The 17818-nt window shown below is 71.1% G+C and carries 17 protein-coding genes; 8 read left to right on the top strand and 9 right to left on the bottom strand.

All coding sequences use genetic code 11. The features are described from left to right. Nucleotides 1-105: 105 nt before the first annotated feature. Both AOM01_RS10760 and AOM01_RS10755 read right to left on the bottom strand, forming a co-directional pair. Nucleotides 106-1119: a LacI family DNA-binding transcriptional regulator gene (locus AOM01_RS10760; RefSeq protein WP_062293114.1), complete on the bottom strand. Its 1014-nt coding sequence runs from the start codon at nucleotides 1117-1119 to the stop codon at nucleotides 106-108. Between the two features lie 18 nt (nucleotides 1120-1137). After that, nucleotides 1138-1902, bottom strand: coding sequence for an SDR family NAD(P)-dependent oxidoreductase (locus tag AOM01_RS10755; protein ID WP_062293111.1), 765 nt, complete (start codon nucleotides 1900-1902; stop codon nucleotides 1138-1140). Between the two features lie 74 nt (nucleotides 1903-1976). Here AOM01_RS10755 and AOM01_RS10750 point away from each other — a divergent pair, with 74 nt between their 5' ends. Genes AOM01_RS10750 through AOM01_RS10735 form a run of 4 tightly spaced genes read left to right on the top strand, consistent with a single transcriptional unit; the run spans nucleotide 1977 to nucleotide 4101 of the window. After that, nucleotides 1977-2465: a beta-class carbonic anhydrase gene (locus tag AOM01_RS10750; RefSeq protein WP_062293109.1), complete on the top strand. Its 489-nt coding sequence runs from the start codon at nucleotides 1977-1979 to the stop codon at nucleotides 2463-2465. A 24-nt stretch (nucleotides 2466-2489) separates the two neighbouring features. After that, complete coding sequence (locus tag AOM01_RS10745) at nucleotides 2490-2753, top strand: DUF1232 domain-containing protein (protein WP_062293106.1); 264 nt, start codon at nucleotides 2490-2492, stop codon at nucleotides 2751-2753. A 32-nt stretch (nucleotides 2754-2785) separates the two neighbouring features. Then, nucleotides 2786-3508 carry a flavodoxin family protein gene (locus tag AOM01_RS10740; RefSeq protein WP_062293104.1) on the top strand — a complete coding sequence of 241 codons (723 nt, stop codon included), beginning with the start codon at nucleotides 2786-2788 and terminating at the stop codon, nucleotides 3506-3508. Beyond that, nucleotides 3505-4101 (top strand): GyrI-like domain-containing protein, encoded by a 597-nt coding sequence (locus AOM01_RS10735; RefSeq protein WP_062293101.1) that lies wholly within the window; start codon nucleotides 3505-3507, stop codon nucleotides 4099-4101. Before AOM01_RS10740 ends, AOM01_RS10735 begins: the two co-directional genes overlap by 4 nt. Nucleotides 4102-4452: 351 nt before the next feature. Here the strand turns inward: AOM01_RS10735 and AOM01_RS10730 are convergent, their stop codons facing one another. The 3 genes from AOM01_RS10730 to AOM01_RS10720 form a co-directional block, all read right to left on the bottom strand. Next, a complete protein-coding gene (locus AOM01_RS10730; RefSeq protein ID WP_082110188.1) occupies nucleotides 4453-6312 on the bottom strand; it encodes a BCCT family transporter in 1860 nt (619 codons plus the stop codon). A 78-nt stretch (nucleotides 6313-6390) separates the two neighbouring features. Then, a complete protein-coding gene (locus AOM01_RS10725; RefSeq protein ID WP_062293098.1) occupies nucleotides 6391-8766 on the bottom strand; it encodes a glycoside hydrolase family 3 C-terminal domain-containing protein in 2376 nt (791 codons plus the stop codon). Nucleotides 8767-9061: 295 nt separating this feature from the next. Beyond that, nucleotides 9062-10480: an HNH endonuclease gene (locus AOM01_RS10720; RefSeq protein ID WP_169746550.1), complete on the bottom strand. Its 1419-nt coding sequence runs from the start codon at nucleotides 10478-10480 to the stop codon at nucleotides 9062-9064. Nucleotides 10481-10696: 216 nt separating this feature from the next. Here AOM01_RS10720 and AOM01_RS10715 point away from each other — a divergent pair, with 216 nt between their 5' ends. Continuing rightward, nucleotides 10697-11512, top strand: coding sequence for a siderophore-interacting protein (locus AOM01_RS10715; RefSeq protein WP_062293093.1), 816 nt, complete (start codon nucleotides 10697-10699; stop codon nucleotides 11510-11512). Nucleotides 11513-11569: 57 nt separating this feature from the next. Here AOM01_RS10715 and AOM01_RS10710 read toward each other — a convergent pair whose 3' ends face one another. Beyond that, nucleotides 11570-12418: an aldo/keto reductase gene (locus AOM01_RS10710; protein WP_062293089.1), complete on the bottom strand. Its 849-nt coding sequence runs from the start codon at nucleotides 12416-12418 to the stop codon at nucleotides 11570-11572. Between the two features lie 56 nt (nucleotides 12419-12474). On the opposite strand from AOM01_RS10710, the gene AOM01_RS10705 reads away from it, so the two are divergent. After that, on the top strand, nucleotides 12475-13032 hold the full coding sequence (locus AOM01_RS10705) for a dihydrofolate reductase family protein (protein ID WP_062293085.1): 558 nt from the start codon (nucleotides 12475-12477) through the stop codon (nucleotides 13030-13032). 18 nt (nucleotides 13033-13050) lie between these two features. Here the strand turns inward: AOM01_RS10705 and AOM01_RS10700 are convergent, their stop codons facing one another. Together AOM01_RS10700 and AOM01_RS10695 are read right to left on the bottom strand one after the other, a co-directional pair. Then, nucleotides 13051-13953: a TolB family protein gene (locus AOM01_RS10700; RefSeq protein ID WP_228374284.1), complete on the bottom strand. Its 903-nt coding sequence runs from the start codon at nucleotides 13951-13953 to the stop codon at nucleotides 13051-13053. After that, a complete protein-coding gene (locus AOM01_RS10695) occupies nucleotides 13950-14435 on the bottom strand; it encodes a heme-degrading domain-containing protein (RefSeq protein ID WP_062293082.1) in 486 nt (161 codons plus the stop codon). Before AOM01_RS10695 ends, AOM01_RS10700 begins: the two co-directional genes overlap by 4 nt. Nucleotides 14436-14515: 80 nt before the next feature. Between AOM01_RS10695 and AOM01_RS10690 the strand changes: the two genes are divergently transcribed. Then, nucleotides 14516-15541: a Gfo/Idh/MocA family protein gene (locus AOM01_RS10690; RefSeq protein WP_062293079.1), complete on the top strand. Its 1026-nt coding sequence runs from the start codon at nucleotides 14516-14518 to the stop codon at nucleotides 15539-15541. 6 nt (nucleotides 15542-15547) lie between these two features. On the opposite strand, the gene AOM01_RS10685 is transcribed toward AOM01_RS10690, so the two are convergent. Further along, on the bottom strand, nucleotides 15548-16126 hold the full coding sequence (locus AOM01_RS10685; RefSeq protein WP_169746549.1) for a TetR/AcrR family transcriptional regulator: 579 nt from the start codon (nucleotides 16124-16126) through the stop codon (nucleotides 15548-15550). 138 nt (nucleotides 16127-16264) lie between these two features. Here AOM01_RS10685 and AOM01_RS10680 point away from each other — a divergent pair, with 138 nt between their 5' ends. Next, the gene (locus AOM01_RS10680) at nucleotides 16265-17737 is read left to right on the top strand and encodes a nucleoside hydrolase-like domain-containing protein (RefSeq protein ID WP_062293070.1); all 1473 of its coding nucleotides are present in this window, start codon (nucleotides 16265-16267) and stop codon (nucleotides 17735-17737) included. Nucleotides 17738-17818: the final 81 nt, after the last annotated feature.

The raw sequence follows: 17818 nt of genomic DNA, 5'->3' as shown, positions 1-17818 counted from the left end.
CTTTCACAAGAGGCCCCACCACACGGTGGGGCCTCTTGTCGTATACCAGGGACGACGCCGCTCGACAGCGACAGCGACAGCGACGGCGAGGGCGGGGCGTCGGAGTCAGCCGCGCGGAGGGGCGGTGGACTCGCGCACCACCAGCGTGCACGGCACGAACTCCGCGGGCTCGCCTAGCACGTTCGCGACCGGGGCCCGTCGCGCGATCCGCGCGAGGACCTCCTCGACCAGCCGTCGGCCCAGCTCGGCGAAGGGTTGATGCACCGTCGTGAGCGGCGGTGACAGGAAGCCGGCGAGCGGGATGTCGTCGAAGCCCACGACGGAGAGGTCGTCGGGGATCCTCCGTCCCGACGCGGCGCACGCGAGCATGAGGCCCGCCGCCATCTCGTCGTTCGCGCAGAACACCGCGGTCGCCTCCTCGGGAACGAGCGCGGCGGCCGCGTAGCCGGAGGCCGCGGTCCAGTCACCGAGGATCGGCTCCGGCGGCACGATCCCGTTCTCCCGCAGCACCCCTCGCCACGCGGCGAGGCGGGCGCGCGACGGGATCGAGTCCGCGGGACCGGTGACGTGGTGCACCGTGCGATGCCCCAGCTCGAGCAGATGCTCGACCGCCGCGCGGGCACCTCCCGCGTGGTCCGAGCCGATCATGGGGAGCCGTCCGCCGAAGGTCGCGTCGGACACGACGACGGGCAGACCCGCGGGGAGAGCCAGCCTTCCGGCGTCCTCGATCTCCGCACGGATGATGATGAGGCCGTCGATGGCCTGATGGGACAGGCGCGACGCGGCCTCGGCCATCTCCTCGTGGTCCGTCGAGTCGATGTCGAGCAGCGTGACCGTGTGTCCGGAGTCGCGGGCGGCCGCGACCACCGCCTCGACGATGCTCGACTCGCCCGTCCGGGCAAGCCGGTGCGCGATCACGCCGATCGTGTCGAAGGTGCCGCTGCGGAGCGCGCGTGCGGCGGTGTTCGGGGTGTACCCGACGGACTCCATGGCGGCGAGCACGCGCTTGCGGGTGTCATCGCTCACGTTGAGCGATCCGTTGGCTACGCGCGACACGGTCTGACCGGACACGCCTGCGAGGCGTGCCACGTCGCTCATCGAGGCGCGCGCGGGTGTCATAACCGAATCCTAGGGGCGTCAGTGCAGGTGTTCGCCGGTCACCTCGGCGAGCCGCCCGATGAGTGCGGCACGCGCGACCGGATCGAGGGCCGCCGCGGGGGGCGGCTCGGCGCGCCGTCGATGGACGTACTGCCCGCCCCGGCGTGCGACCGCCTCGTCGGAGGTGACCAGCCACACGGGGGTGTCCGCTCCATCGGACACCGGCAGCGCCGCCAGCGGTCCGCCCATGCGGGTGCGCACCCAGCCGGGGTGGACCACGTTGACGGGGCGGTCGGTGTGACGCGCCGCGAGCTCGAACGCGAGCATCGTGAGCAGCAGCTTCGAGTCCGCGTACACCTGGCCCCCGTTCCACGGAGGCGGCACCTCGAGGTCGACCAGGGGACGTCCGTGGAAGGCGGAGTCGGAGCCCACGAAGACCGTGCGGCGCGGCACGCTGAGCAGCGCGCTCAGCAGGTACGGCGCGACCACGTTGACCTGCAGCAGCGGGTCGAGGCCGTCCTCGGTGGCGACCGGGCGGGCCTGCTCGCCGCCCAGGGCGGCGTTGTGCACGATCACGTCGTACGGGCCCCGGCCCCGTGCATCGTCCGCCAGCAGGCGGGTCGACGCGAGGGAGTCGAGCCTGCCGGTGACCCCGCCCATCGCGCCCGGCACCGCGGCCAGCGCGACATCGGTGCGCGCGGCGTCCCGGCCATGGACCACGACCTCGTAGCCGAGGTCGCACAGGCGTCGACCGATCTCCGAGCCCAGACCCTGGGCCGCACCGGTGACGAGGACGCGTGGCATGGGTTCATCGTGGCAACCCCGGCGGCCGGCCCGCAATAGGCTGGGCCGGAACCCCTCCCCGGAAGGAGCCCGCCGTGGGCATCGCAGACGAGCTTGTCGCCAACAACCGCACGTACGCCACCACCTACACGCCCGACCGTCCGCTGCCGCCGCGCCGTCAGCTCGCCGTGGTCGCGTGCATGGACTCGCGCCTCGACGTGTTCGCGCTGCTCGGGCTCGAGGTCGGCGACGCGCACATCATGCGGAACGCCGGGGGCGTCATCACCGACGACATGATCCGCTCGCTCGTGATCTCCCAGCGCAAGCTCGGCACCCGCGAGATCATCCTCATCCACCACACCGACTGCGGCGCGCTCACCTTCACCGACGATGAGCTGCGCAACCAGCTCCTCGACGAGACCGGGCTCAAGCCCGCGTGGAGCCCCGAGTCGTTCAAGGACCTCGACGCGGACCTGCGTCAGTCGATGGAACGTCTGCGCCGCAGCCCGTTCCTGGTCGACGCCACCCAGGTCCGTGGGTTCGTGTTCGACGTGCACACGGGCGTGCTGCGCGAGGTCGTCTGAGGCGCGAGGGCGCATACTGGGCCCATGTGGTGGACCTTCCTCAAAGCCGTGAAGAGCGGTCAGCACCGGCTCGCGCCCATGACGTGGGTGGCCGCCGCCGGCGCGGTCGTGTACACGCTGTGGCCCATCGACGCGATCCCCGAGCTGGTGCTGGGTCCGCTCGGCCTGCTCGATGATGCGGGCCTCTGGGGCATCCTGCTGGTCCTGCTCACGCGGGAGAAGCAGCGCTTCGAGGTGGGGCTGAGGGACGAGGCGATCGACGTCGAGGGCACCGTCCGCTCGTCCTGACAGGGGCGCGGTCCTGACGTAGCGTCGGAGCCATGAGCACCCCGGACTTCTCGGACCTCACGGCCGTCGTGGTGAACTGCACGCTCAAGCCGTCGCCCACGCTGTCGCACACGCAGGGGCTCCTGGACAACGCGATCGCGATCATGCGCGCGCAGGGCGTGAGCGTGGACGTCATCCGCGCGGTCGACCACGCCATCGCGCCGGGCGTCTACCCGGACATGCGCGAGGACGTTCCCGGCGGAAACCAGGATCGAGACGACTGGCCCGTGCTCGCGCCCCGCATCCTCGACGCCGATATCCTGCTGCTCGGGACGCCACTGTGGCTGGGTGACAAGTCGTCGATCGCGACGCGCGTGATCGAGCGGCTGTACGGGCTGTCAGGCCAGCTCAACGAGCGCGGCCAGTACCTCTACTACGGGCGCACCGCGGGCGTGGTGGTGACCGGCAATGAGGACGGCGTCAAGCACGTGGCGATGAACGTCCTGTACTCGCTCCAGCATCTCGGGTACACGATCCCGCCGAACGCCGACGCGGGATGGATCGGCGAGGTGGGCCCCGGGCCCTCCTACCTCGACGAGGGCAGCGGCGGCCCCGAGAACGACTTCACCCGGCGCAACACCACGTTCATGACGTGGAACCTGCTCCACACGGCCCGCTGGCTCAAGGATGGCGGCGGCTTCCCCTCGGGGGGCAACTCCCGTAAGGAGTGGGACGCCGGCGCACGGTTCGACCACCCCAACCCGGAGTACCGATGAACGTCACCGAGCATCTGCCCGCACGCGCGTACGTCGCGATGCCCATGGAGGTCACGCTGGAGCGGCTGCCGCACGTGGTCGGCGAGGAGTTCGATCGCGTCGCGTCGCTGCTCGCGTCCCGCGGGATCGCGCCGCGCGGAGCGATCATCCGCTACGTCTCCGCGCGCAGCGACGGCCACTTCGCGATCGAGGTGGGACACCTGGTCGATCCCGCCGACCTCGAAGGCTCGCCCATCGAACCCGACCTGCTGCCCGAGGGGACCTACTCGATCGCGCGCTTCACGGGGGCGTACGCGCACCTCGGCGAGGTCTCACGCGGGCTCATGGACTCCTGGGCGGAGGCCGGCATCACGCCGGCGACCGCCCGCACCACCACGGGGCAGGACTTCGCGTGCTGGTACGAGCACTACCTGGACGTGCCGATCATGGGGCCGGAAGGGCCCGAGGGCAAGGTCGAGGTGTGCGTGCTGCTGGAGGCCGGCGCCGAGCCCACCCGGGTCAGCGCCGCGATGAGCGCGACCGGATCGTCCGCCGCGACCGCGTGCGCGGTGCCGTCCTCGAGGGTGATGAGCACGTTCGCCTCGCCCGCGTAGACCGTGCGGAGGGCCTCCTTGGGCAGGCCGTCGTTCGACGGCACGGCCCGCGTGGAGGCGATGCTCCGGACGGGGACCTCGACCGGCGCGCGGAGGCCGCGGTGCAGGGTGAGGGTGTCCCGGTCGAGCAGGAGCGGTCGCCGGACGGCGGCCACCCAGTCGACGAAGACGTACGCGATGAACACGATGGACAGGACGGTGACCGCCAGCGCCACCATGGGGTTCCACCGCGCGAGCAGCAGATGCGCGACAGGGATCTCGACCGCCGACACGGCGACGACGGAGAGCACCAGCTGTCGCGGCAGACCCAGGGCGTACGAGAACGTCACGGATCAAGCGTACGGGCGTGCGTCAGGTGCCCTTCGCGTCGTCGTCGGCGCCGGCCGCCCCGCCCGGGTCCGCCTCGCTCTCGCGGTGAGCGATCGCGATCGAGTCCGTGTCAAGCGACTCGAAGTGCTGCTCGGGCGCGGGCTCCGCGGAACCATCGGCCTCGGCGACCGGAGCGGCCGGTGAGCCGGACTGCCGGGTGGCCGTCGCATCGTCCCTCCGACGGCGCCGCCAGGCCATGCGCAGGCGTGGCTGCGTCGCGGAGTCCGCCGCGGGCACCTCGAGGCCGTAGGTGTCGCCGATGTGCTCGACGAACTGCTCGCGCGTGGCCCGCAGGTAGGCCCGATGCTCGCGCTCGAAGGCGCGGAACAGCGAGACGACCATGCCGATCATCACGAAGCTGAAGGGCAGCGCGGTGATGATCGCCGCGGTCTGCAGCGCGAGCAGGCCGCCCGAGATGAGGAGCGCGATCGCGACCGCCGCGGTGGTGCAGGCCCAGAACACTCGTAGCCACCGGGCCGGGGTCTCCTGGCCGCCGGACGTGAGCATCGACAGCACGAAGCTCCCCGAATCCGACGAGGTGACGAAGAAGATGCCGACCAGCAGGATCGCGCCGAAGCTCGCGACGGCGCCTCCGGGGAGGTCGGCGAGCATGTCGAACAAGGCGCCCTCGGTGTCGATGCTGCCGTCCGCGCCGATCAGCCCGCCGTTGCCGAAGAGCTCCTGGTACAGCGCCGTGCCGCCCATGACGGCGAACCACAGGAACGTGATCATCGCCGGGACCAGCAGCACTCCCCAGACGAACTCGCGGACCGTGCGGCCCTTGGAGACGCGCGCGATGAAGACGCCGACGAACGGCGCCCACGCGATCCACCAGCCCCAGTAGAAGGTGGTCCAGGTGGCCTGCCAGGCGGCGCCCTCGGCGCCCGCGTACGCGGAGACGTTGAAGCTCAGGCCCACGAAGTTCTGGATGTAGTTGCCGATCGACTGCACGAACTCGCGCAGGAGGAACAGGGTGGGGCCGCTGAAGAGGACGTACAGCAGGAGGATCCCGGCGAGCGCGAGGTTGATGTTCGACAGCCACTTCATGCCGCGGGCGAGGCCGGTGAGCAGGGAGAAGAGCGTGACGATCGTGATGATGATGATGAGGACCACCTGGGTGGTGGTGGTCGGCTCGGCGATGCCGGCGGAGGACAGGCCCGCAGAGATCTGGAGGACGCCGAGGCCCAGCGAGGTCGCGATGCCGAACAGCGTGCCGAGCACCGCGGTGATGTCGATGACGTTGCCCCAGCGGCCCTCGACGGTCTTGCCGAGCAGCGGCTCGAGCGCCCATCGGATCGACACCGGGCGCCCGCGACGATGCACGGCGTACGCGATCGCGAGACCCACGACGATGTAGATGGACCAGGCGTGCAGGCCCCAGTGGAGGAACGTCTGCGACATGGCGGACTGCGCGAGCTGGGTCTCGGTGCCGGTGACGCCCGGACGCGGGTCGGCGTAGTGGGAGAGGGGTTCCGCGACGCCGTAGAAGACGAGGCCGATGCCCATGCCGGCCGCGAAAAGCAGCGCGTACCAGGAGAACTTGCTGAAGGCGGGCTCCTCGCCGTCCTTGCCCAGCGTGATGTCTCCGTAGCGGGAGAAGCCCAGGTAGAGGGTGACGGCGACGAAGAAGGCCGCGATGAGGACGTAGTACCAGCCGAACGCGTTGATGATGTCGCGCTGGATCGCGTCGAACAGCGACTCGGCGGCGTTGGGCGCGATCATCGCGAACGCCACGAAGCCCAGGATGAGGACCGCGGACGGCCAGAACACCCACCGCGCGAGGTCACCGCGCGTCATCGGCTCGCGGACCTTGGTGCCGGTGCTGCCGCCCGTGCTGGTCATGGCGCCTCCCCTGGTAGCGGGGCGGCTCGGGCCGCCCCGCTACCCATCTTGCCCCGTGGGGCGCCGGGGTGCGCGGATTCAGCCGCGGTTGCGCCAGGCCTTCGCGGAGGTGCCGTTGAGCACGGCGATCATGCGGTCGAGGTACTTGAGCGTGAGCTTGCCACCGCTCGCCATGGCGACCATCCGCAGCGGTGCCGCCTTGAGGGAGGCCTCGAGCATGAGCTCCATGGAGTCGTCGGCCTCGTCGGACTGGAACTGCTTGCTCGCCTGCTGGGTGAGGATCTTCGCAGTGGTGCGCCCGGTCACGGTCTCGCGCAGGTCGGCGATGGTCGAGTCGCGGTGGAAGGGCACCACGCCGGCGGGCTCGGGGATCTCGGAGCCGAGCATGGTGCGGAACTCGTCGTCGGTCGCGACGAACGCGGACGGCCCGTGCGACGGGAAGACCGCCTCGCCCTCCGCGACGGTGACGGTGCGGCGGGCGCGGATGTCGGTGGAGGAGGCGCCGACCAGGATCTCGAACTCGCCGGGCTCGACGCGCCACTCCTGGGCGCGCACGTCCCACACCGCGAAGGCGCGGCGGTCGAGACGGATCGTCACCTTCTCCGAGGTGCCGGGCTCGAGGTGCACCTTCGCGAAGCCCTTGAGCTCCTTCTCGGGGCGGTAGGCGATCGACTCGGGATCGCGCACGTAGACCTGGACCACCTCGGCGCCGGCGCGGGGGCCCACGTTGGTGACGGTCACGGTGACGGAGTAGCCGTCCTTGACCTTGCGCACGGTGAGGCCGGAGTGGTCGAAGGCGGTGTAGCTGAGGCCGTGGCCGAACGGGAAGCGCGCGGCGACGCCCGAGGCGTCGTGGAACCGGTAGCCCACGTAGAGGCCCTCGCGGTACTGGACCTGGGTGGGCCGGCGGGCGAAGTCGCGGTCCGAGGGCAGGTCCGAGGCGGAGACCGGGAAGGACTCGGCGAGGCGGCCGCCGGGGGCGACGTCGCCCAGGAGGACGTCCGCCAGCGCGGAGCCGCCGGCCTGGCCGCCCAGGTACGCCTCGACGATCGCGGCGGGGCGGTCCACCCACGGCATCTCGATCGGGGAGCCGTTGAGGAGGGCGACCACGGTCCGGTCGTTGGCCTCGGTGGCGGCGGCGATGGTGGCGATGTGTCCGTCGGGAAGGCGCAGGTGCTCGCGGTCGAAGCCCTCGGACTCGTACGAGTTCGGCAGGCCGGCGAGGACGATGACGACGTCGGCCTTGCGTGCGGTGTCGCGGACCTCGGCGAGGAGGGCCTCCTCGGTCTCGCCGGTCTTCGCGTCGTAGCCGGGGGCGTAGTGGACGGTGGCCTGGTCGCCGACCGCGGCACGGAGCGCCTCGAGGAAGGTGTCGAGCTGCGTGGGGTTCACCAGCGAGGAGCCCGCGCCCTGGTAGCGGGGCTTCTTCGCGAAGGCGCCCACCACGGCGATGCTGCCGGTGCGCTCGAGCGGGAGGATGCCGTCGTTGGTGAGGAGCACGGTGCCGGCGGCGGCCGCGCGGCGTGCGAGCTCATGGTGGGTGGCGGGGTCCGACTGGGACGAGGCGGCATCGTTGCGGCTGCGCAGCGCGAGGTCGATCACGCGGGTCGCGGCGAGGTCGAGCTCCGCGGTGGTGAGCAGGCCCTTCGCGTGCGCGTCCTTGATCTCCGCGTCCCAGGTGCCGTTGCTGCCGGGCATCTCGAGGTCGAGGCCGGCGCAGATACCGAGGGCGCGGTCGGACACCGCGAACCAGTCCGACATGACCAGGCCGTCGAAGCCCCACTCGTCGCGGAGGATGTCGGTGAGGAGCGTGCGGCTCATGTCGGCGTGCTCACCGTTGATCTTGTTGTAGGAGCACATCACCGTCCACGGCTGCGACTCCTTCACGGCGATCTCGAAGCCGGTGAGGTAGATCTCGCGCAGGGTGCGGTCGTCCACCACGGTGTCGACGGACATGCGGAAGAACTCCTGGTTGTTCGCCGCGTAGTGCTTGAGGCACGCGCCCACGCCCTGCGACTGGATGCCACGGACCATGGCGCCGGCCATCTTGCCGGCGAGGAACGGGTCCTCGGAGAAGTACTCGAAGTTGCGGCCGCCGGCGGGGTGGCGCTTGATGTTGAGGCCGGGGCCCAGCAGGACGGCGACGTCGTTGGCGCGGCTCTCGCGGCCGAGCGCGACGCCCACCTCCTCGATCAGCGACGGGTCCCACGTGGAGCCGAGCGTGACGGCCGGCGGGAAGCAGGTGGCGGGCACCGAGGCGTTGAGGCCGATGTGGTCGGTCGCCCCGGTCTGCTTGCGCACGCCGTGGGGGCCGTCGGTGAGCATGACGGACGGCACGCCGTGCTCGTCGAGCGCCTCCGTGGTCCATGCGTCCCGGCCCGAGACCAGGCGGGTCTTCTCGTCGGTGGACAGGGTCGAGACGATCTGCTCGGCCTTCGCGTAGCTCTCGCGCATGGGGTTCCTTCGTGGGGAGTGGGGGCGGCTTCGTCGGCGTGCCCATCCTATCGGCGTGACACCGCGTGCAGGTGTGACCTTCGGCACGTGTACCTGGTGGTTCGCGGGACGATGCGGGGGTCGGGTCGCGCGGGACGATGCGGGGGTCGGGTCGCGCGGGTCGGTGCGCCGCCGGGGGTGGCCGGGTGGCGGTGGTGCCGGCGCGCTCGGTGGTGGCGACCACACGTGCCTGGACGTGCCCGGACGTGCTGGTGCGGCGCCGCCCGGGACGGGGTGGCGCCGCGGGGCGGGTGAGCTATTCGGGCGGGGTGCCGGAGTGGCTGCCGTTGCCGCCGTCGGTGGTGACCTTCTTGTTCCAGGGGCGGGGCGTGCCGAAGCGTGCTCGGCCGCCTTGCCAGGGGGTGCGTGTCGGGTCGACGGTGGCGGGTGGGATGAACCAGATCTCGGTGTCGGTGGCGCGGATCTGCCAGCCTTGATCATGGATGACGTGGTGGCAGTGGGAGCAAAGAAGTGCTCCGTTGGACAGGTTGGTGGGGCCGCCTCTGGACCAGTAGATGATGTGGTGGGCCTCCGCCCAGGCCGGTGGGGCTCCGCACTTCGCACAGCCGCCGTCACGCTCGCCCAGGGCGATGCGTTGCGCGCGGGAGAACGGGTAGATCTTCCGTCCCAGCTTCAGCAGCTCGCCCTTCGAGCCCACCAGGGCGGGGATGAGGATGGCGGAGCTGATCATGCGGTGCGCGACGGTGATGCTGATCGGCTGGCTGCAGCCGTCGACCTCTGCCAACCCGGTGCCGGATTCGAGATCTTGAGCGGTGGCGCGGACGACGACGCTGGCGTGGGCGAACAACGCGGTCGTGGTCTCGCAGCCCAGGGCGTGACGGGCGAGGTCTGCTAGCGCGTCGGCACGCATCTGGTCGCTGGTGCGGAGGTCTTCGCCGGGGATGTCGCGGCTGCGTCGCATCTGGTCGCCGACCATCTTGTCGATCGCAGCACGCAACGGCGCGGCGGTCTCGGGGTCGAGCTCGCCGCGGATCTCGACCATGCCTCGGCTGTTGTCCCCGATCTTCAGGTAGCGGGCCTGACGCTTCTGCGCCTCGTTGCGCTCATGCTGCTCCACATCGAGGGCGGCCTTGAACCGTTGCACGATCTTGGAGAACGCGAAGGCGTCCAAGCCCCGGGCACGTGCCACCAGCTCGGTCGCGGCCTCCTCCTTCGCCTCATCCGTCACCTCGTCACAGAGCGAGTCGAGCATGACGAGGATCTGCGATCCGCACTTCGCGGAGATCAGCCCGGCGTCGAGCGCCTCGGTCACAATCGCGCGGTAGCGCACCTGCGGCTTCGCCTGCGGGGTGGGCTGAGGATCCGGCGGGTCAGGCGGATCGTTGTCCTCAGGGTCATCCGGATCGGGGTCGTCAGGATTCGGCTCATCCGGATCAGGACCCGGATCCGGCGTGCCTCCCCGCTCCCTCTCCTCGAGCGCCCGTCCGACCTCGATCAGCCGGACCGCCTCGGCCTTGTGGGTACCCATCGTCGAGGCGACCAGATCCGCCGCGGAGCGGAAGCCGTGATGCTTCGCGAGCCCACCCCCAGGTACATCGGACTGCACGTCGATGTCTCGGGCCATGCGTGCGAGGACCAGATCCATCTCGGCCGCGACCTGAGCCGCCGCCCCGAACCGCTCCACCGCGTCAGGCGACCCGGCGACGGAAGCCATCGACCGCATCGTCCCCACCGCCACCCGAGCATCCACACACGCCGACGCGAACCCGGCGCCAGAGCCGCCGGGCGAGTCATCGAACAGGTGCGGTGCATCCATAGAACCATCACACCAGAGGGGTCTGACATTCAGGACAAAAGGGATGTGGGCAACTAGAAATCCGCGAATACCAGCGATGACATCATCCCGTGCGATTCCGCATACGATGCAGGGATGGCAGACCCTCGCCCCGGAGGCCGCCCCGAAGGCCGCCCCGCACGCCCCACCCGCACGCTCACGGTGACCCGCACGGAGCGCCTCGCGCCCGGCATGGTGCGGGTCACGCTCACCGGCCCAGACCTCGACGAGCTCCCGGACCTCACCTTCACGGACCACTACGTCAAGCTGAAGTTCGGCGACGTGACGCGCACCTACACGATCCGCAGCCTCGACATGAGCGCCCGCGAGCTCGCGATCGACTTCGTGATCCACGGCGACGAGGGGCTCGCCGGCCCCTGGGCCGCCGCCGCCCGACCCGGCGACACGCTGAGCTTCGTGGGCCCCGGCGGTGCCTGGGCGCCGAGCCCCACGGCCAGCCTCCACCTCCTGGTGGGCGACGAGTCGGCGATCCCCGCGATCGCCGCCGCCCTCGAGAACCTGAGCACCACCAGGGACGATGCGCGGGTCGAGGCCTATCTCGAGGTCGCCTCCGCGGAGGAGGAGCAGGAGCTTCCCGCCACCGGGCGCACGCGCATCCACTGGGTCCACCGCGGCCCCGGCGACGGCTACGGCGAGGCGCTCTCGCGCGCGGTCGTGGCAGCGGGGCTCCCGGAAGGCGCCGCGCCCGAGGCCGTCGAGGCCTTCGTGCACGGCAACGCCGACATGGTGAAGCCGCTGCGCCGGCACCTCTTCAACGAGCTCGGCGTCCCGCGCGCGCAGGTGTCCATCTCGGGCTACTGGCGCACCGGCATGAACGAGGACGGCTGGCAGTCGAGCAAGCGCGACTTCAACGCCCGGATGGAGGCGGAGCAGGACGCGGCCGCCGTATAGCGGGCATGATGCGCGGGCCGGGCCTCGTACGAGAACCCGGCTCGCGCATCGTCCCTGCTACATCTCCTCGTGCGTCTCGGGGTCGCCGTCGAACAGCCGGCCGTCCGGGCGACCGAGCGCGGTGATCGCCTCGACCTCCTCGGGCAGCAGCGAGAAGTCGGCGACGGACAGGTTCTCCACCTGGCGCGACGGGGTCGCGGACTTGGGCAGCGGCAGCGAGCCGCGCTCGAGGTGCCAGCGCAGGATCACCTGGGCGGGGGTGACCCCCAGCCGGGAAGCGGCGGCGACCACCACGGGCTCGTCGTACGGCGCCTGGCGCTTGCCCAGCGGGCTCCACGCCTGCGTGACGATCCCGAGCTCGGCGTGCTTCGCGAGCAGGGAGGTCTGCGGGAAGTAGGGGTGCAGCTCGACCTGGTTGATGGCGGGGGTGACGCCGGAGTCCGCGATGATCTCGTCGAGCAGGCGCTCGTTGAAATTGCTCACCCCGATCGACCGCACCACGCCGCGCTCGCGCAGCTCCACGAGCGCGCGCCACGCCTCCTTGTACGTGCCCGTGATCGGGTTGGGCCAGTGGATGAGCATGACGTCGATCCGGTCCACGCCCAGGCGCGCGCGGGACTCCTCGCCGGACTGGACGGCGCGCTCGAAGCCGTGGTGGCGGCCGGGCAGCTTGGTCTGCACCGTGACCTCGCCGCGCGGGACGCCGGACTCGCGCAGGAAGTCGCGCATCGCGCGGCCCACGATGCCCTCGTTCTCGTAGTTCACCGCGGAGTCGAGCAGCCGGTAGCCGTTCTCGAGCGCGGACAGGATCGCACGTCCGCCCTGGTCGCCTACCAGGGGGTACGTGCCGAATCCGACCGCGGGGAGGGTGTGGCCGTCGTTGAGCGTGAGGTGAGGAAGGGTCATGAGCCCACCCTAGGACTGCCCGCGGGTTACCGTGACCGGGGAAGGGAGCCCGCGCCATGGCCAAGCTCATCTACGCGATCAACTGCTCGCTCGACGGCTACTACGTGGACGCCGACGGGGGCTTCGACTTCACCGAGCCCGTCGACGAGCTCCACGACTGGTTCGCGGACCTCGAGGCGACCGTCGGCACCCACCTCTACGGCCGCAAGATGCACCAGGTGATGGCGGTCTGGCACGAGATGGCCGCCGACCCCGCGATCACGCCGCTGTACCAGCGCTTCGCGGACGCCTGGATCGACTCGGACACCGTGGTCTACTCGCGGACGCTGGACGATGCGGGGGTTCCGCGGGCGCGGATCGTGCGGGACTTCGACGCGGCCGAGGTCGCGGCGCTGAAGGAGGGCGCGGACCGCGACCTCGACATCGGCGGGCCGGAGCTCGCGGGCCAGGCGCTCGCGGCGGGGCTGGTCGACGAGGTCATCCTCGCGGTCGCGCCGGTGACGGTCGGCGGAGGCCGGCGCGCGCTCCCCGACGGCGTGCGACTGCGGCTGGAGCTGCTTGAGCAGCGGGTGTTCTCCGACGGGACGGTGCTGCTGAGGTACGCGGTGCTGTAGGCCCGCATCGTCCCTTGGTCAGTCGAGCGGGTAGTCCACGAAGGCGAACCGTCGCGAGTCGGGCGCCCAGCTGTTGACGTTGATGGTGCCCTGGCCGCCGTGCAGCGCGACCACCGTCTCGGGCGCGTCCCACGCGTCGCCGGTGACGAGCCGCAGCTCGACGTCGAGATCCGGAGGGTGACCGATGGTTCCCGCGGGGTAGCTGAGGTAGACGGTGTGGTGGCCATCGGGCGCGAGGTGCGGGAACCAGTCGACCCGATCGCTGACGGTGAGCCGTTCGACACCGGTGCCACCGGGCCGGATCCGCGCGATCTGCGCGTGACCGGGCGCCTCCGTGAAGGCCTCGGTGTTGAGGTAGATCCATGCGCCGTCGGGCGAGAACTCGGACCCGTCCGCGGGCGACCCCGCCGCCTCGAGCCGCCGTTCCCAGGATCCGTCGACCGCGGTGACGAACACCTCGGCGCGGGCCCACCAGTCGCCGTCGGCGGGCTGCAGGCCGATGTAGGCGAGGGCCGTGCCGTCGGGGCTGACGCCGTGAAGGAAGTGCATGCGGCCGTCGCGGTCGGCGGTGACGCGGCGGGCGGTGCCGCCGACGAGGGGCGCCTGGTAGATGTGCCAGTCGTTCGCTGAGACGTAGATGGTCTCACCGTCCGGAGCGAGGACGTGGTCGTTGTTGAGGTCGGGGACGCCGTCGATCTCGATGCGCGCGAGGTCACCGCTCGCCGGGTCGAGCGACCACAGCACGCCGTCGCCGTTGAGGACGAGCCGCCCGTCGGGGTGCCAGTTGGGAGCCTCGAGCAGCACGGTATCGGTCTCGTGGACGGTCTCGACCGCCCGCGTCACGACGTCGAAGACGCGCACTCGGCAGCGCTGACCCGACGCGAGGGTGCGCGGCGGGGGCGAGGGGATCGCGGCGGTCACGCCTGGCTCTCCCTGAGTGCCTCGATGGCTGCGACCGCGAGATCGTGATCCTCGTCCGATGCGAGGCCGGACACGGTGAGGGCGGCCACGACCCCCACGCCATCGACGCGGACGGGGACCGAGCCGCCGGCTGCCAAGGCTCCCTCGGGGAGCCACCCGCGCAGCGGGTCGAGCCCGGCCTCGGCGAAGCGGAGCGCGAGCAGCGCCGTCGCGGTCTCGAGCCGGAGGCATGCGGTCGACTTCTGGGCGATCCACTGGTCGTTGTCCGGCGTCGCGCCGGGCAGTGCGGCGTGGAAGAGCACGTGCCCGGGGCGGCGGATGTCCACGGCGATGTGGTGACCCGCGGTGAGCGCACGCTCGACCACCCACGACCCGAGCGTCCAGGCGTCGGCGAGATCGAAGCGCGTGAGCGAGAGGGCGGTGTGCTGCTGTTCGAGCTGGGCGCGGCGATCCGTGCGGTCGGATGCGGGGGCGGGGCTCATGGCTCATCTCCTTCGACGGGCTTTTTTTATCACCGATAGGTTATGGTGACCGACGTCAGCATGCCATAGGAAGGACGACGATGTTCGCCTCAGTTTTCCCTGACCCGCAGATCTTCATCCCAGGGCAGGGTGAGCCCACATTGCGCTGGGGCGTGATCGGCCCCGGGTGGATCGCCGACATGTTCGTCGGCGCGATGCGTCGCCACACGGCGCAGCGGGTGGTGGCCGTGTCCTCCCGTGCCCTGGACCGCGCGGAGGCTTTCGCCGGACGGCACGGCATCGATCGCGCGTATGCCTCCGCCGAGGAGCTCGTCGGTGACCCCGGCGTCGACGTCGTCTACATCGCGGCCACTCAGAACGAGCATCGGTCCCTCGCCCTGCAGGCGATCGCCGCGGGCAAGCACGTCCTCGTGGAGAAGCCGATCGCGATGACGGCCGCAGACGCACGCGAGGTCCTCGACGCCGGTCGCGCGGCCGGTGTGTTCGTGATGGAGGCGATGTGGAGCCGCTACCAGCCCAAGGCGTCCGTCATCCGACAGCTCGTCGCGGACGGCGCGCTCGGCGAGATTCGCCATGTCACTGCTGACCACGGCCAGTGGTTCCCGCCGGAGCATCGCCTGTTCCGTGCCGACCTCGGTGGCGGCGCGTTGTTCGACCTCGGCATCTATCCCGTGCAGCTCGACTCGATGGTGCTCGGTGCGCCGGACGAGGTCACGGCGATCGGCGCGATGACGGACACGGGCGTGGACGCCCACGCGACGGTGGTGCTCGCGCACGGCGCGGCTCAGTCGACGCTGTGGACCTCGATGATCGCCCGCACCCCGACGCGAGGGCTGATCGCAGGCTCCGAGGCGAGCCTCGAGCTCGAGGGGCCCTTCCATATCCCCGCGGACATGGTGCTCTCAGGGAATCCATTCATGGGGGAGCAGCACGTCTGGCACGACCCGACCGGCGTGGGACTCATGGACGCGCTGTGCTGGGAGGCGACCGCGCTCGCCCGATACGTCGGCGAGGGGCGCCACGAATCGCCGCTGCACACGCATGCCGAGACCGCGTCGATCATCGCCACGCTCGAGGAGGCGCTCCGCCAGATCCGGGACGCCTGAACCCCGTTAGTCGCGGTGGGTGCGGAGCGCGTGGATGGCCCGCTCCACCGCACGCGGGGCGTCGACCCGCGGGTTGACGAGCGCCTGCAGCTGCATGCCGTCCGCGACCGCGATGAGCTCGCGGGCGGCGGCGCCCGCGTCGACGGACGCGTCGATCGTGCCGGCCTCCTGCTCGGCGCGGATCCCGCCCGCGAGCAGCGCGTGGACGTCGGCGAACCTCCGCGCGAAGAAGTCGTGGGAACGATGCGCGGGTTCCGCGGCCTCGGCGGCGAACGCGAGATAGAGGTGCACGATCCCGGGGATCGCGAGGTTGTCGCGGATCGCCTCCGCGTACGCGTCGAGCACGTGGAGCGGGTTGCGATTGCTCGCATGCGAGCGGGCATCCCAGCGTTCCACGAGCGCCTCGAGCAGCGCCTCGCGCGTCCCGAAGTAGTAGAGGATGTGCGCCGGCTCCGCGCCCATGGCTCGTGCGATCGCGCGCACCGTGGTGCCGCCGTACCCGTTCGCGGCAAGCTCCGTCATGGCGGTCGCCAGGATCGCCTCGCGCCGCGCCGCGCCCTTGGGGGAGAGGCGGTCGGCGGTCACGCGCACATGGTAGCCGCGACCCCCCCGTCCCTCCCCGCGGCGACGACGATGGGGTACCGTCATTCGCTAGCGAATGAACATTCGACGGCGTGGGTGCGAGGGACGCATCGCATCGCGCCGCATCGCAAGGAGGCGACCATGACAGCAGCGGACCAGCCCGGCGGAACCCCCCGCCCGCGGGTGATCGTCACCACGGACCCGGAGCTCGACGACCTCAACTCGATGCTCCGCCTGGTGCTCTACAGCAACGAGGTCGACCTCGCCGGCCTGATCTACTCGTCGAGCCAGTTCCACTGGGCCGGCGACCCCGCCGCGGGGGTCGAGCCCCACCGCTGGCCACCCGCTGGCGCTCGCGGCCACATCGACCAGGCGGTCGACGCGTACGCGCAGGCGTGGGACAACCTTCGCGTCCACGACGCCCGCTACCCGTCCCCCGAGCGCCTCCGCGCGCTCGTCAAGCAGGGCAACATCCTCACCAAGGGCGACATGGCCGAGGAGACGGACGGCTCACGCCTCATCGAGGACGTGCTGCTCGACGGCGACGACCGCCAGGTCTTCGTGCAGGCCTGGGGCGGCACCAACACCATCGCCCGCGCCCTGCTGTCGATCGAGGAGCGAGCCAAGCGCGCCGGCACGTGGGAGGACACGTACCGGGCCGTGGTCGCGCGCACCGTGATCACCAGCTTCGGTAAGCAGGACCAGACGTGGGACGAGTACATCCGCCCCCATTGGCCCGAGCTCGAGCTCCGCGAGTGCGCGACCATGGCGTGGGGCTACTTCGCGCGCCTCGTGGTCCGGCCCGAGGACCAGGTCTACCTCACTCCCGAGTGGATGGGCGAGCATGTCTCGAGCGTGGGGCCCATCGGCGCCGCGTACCGCGTCTGGGGCGATGGCCTCCAGATGGCGGACGGCTTCGACGACGAGGACTACTTCGGGATCGCCGGCAAGACCCAGGCGGAGCTCGAGACGCTCGGCTACCGCGTCTGGTGCCCCGTCTTCCCACCCGGCGCCTGGATCTCCGAGGGTGACTCCTCGAACTTCGCGATGCACATCGACAACGGGCTCCGGAACTGGGAGGGGCCGCACTTCGGCGGCTGGGGCGGCCGCCAGGCGCTCAGCCCCACCGACCCCCGCGAATGGGTGAGCGGGCTCGCCCACGATGCGCTCCCGGAGGGCATGGCGCCGGTCGAGACCCCGTTCGGCACCACCGTCAACGACTACGCGGCGGCGCGCTGGCTCGGCGCGTTCCAGCGTGACCTCGCCGCCCGCCTGCGGTGGAGCGTCACGCCGCGCTACGAGGATGCGAACCACGCCCCTGAGCTCACCGTCGAGCCCGGCGTGGACCTCGCCGCGGCGGCGGGGGAGCGCGTGGAGGTGACGCTGCGCGCGAGCGATCCGGACGGCGACCCCGTCACGCTGGGGGCCTGGGAGTACCGCGAGGCGGGCTCCTGCGAGGCGCCAGCGACGGTGGATCTGTCAGGGGTGACGCTCGTGATCGGGATCCCGGCAGACGCGCGTGCCGGCGACGCGATCCACGTGATCGTCGAGGCGGTGGACGATGCGCCGGTCCCGTTGACCTCCTATGCGCGGGTCGTGATCACGGTCGCCTGACGGCGGCTTCGGGTGTGCCCAGGACGGGCCCGGCGCGGCGGCGCCGGGCCCGTTGTCATGCCAGGTGAGACCGGGAATTGT

The sequence above is a fragment of the Demequina phytophila genome (genome assembly GCF_000971135.1).
In the GTDB taxonomy this organism is placed as follows: Bacteria; Actinomycetota; Actinomycetes; order Actinomycetales; family Demequinaceae; genus Demequina; species Demequina phytophila.
The sequence above is the reverse complement of the archived record's forward strand: the minus strand, read 5'-3'. Positions and strand labels throughout refer to the sequence as shown.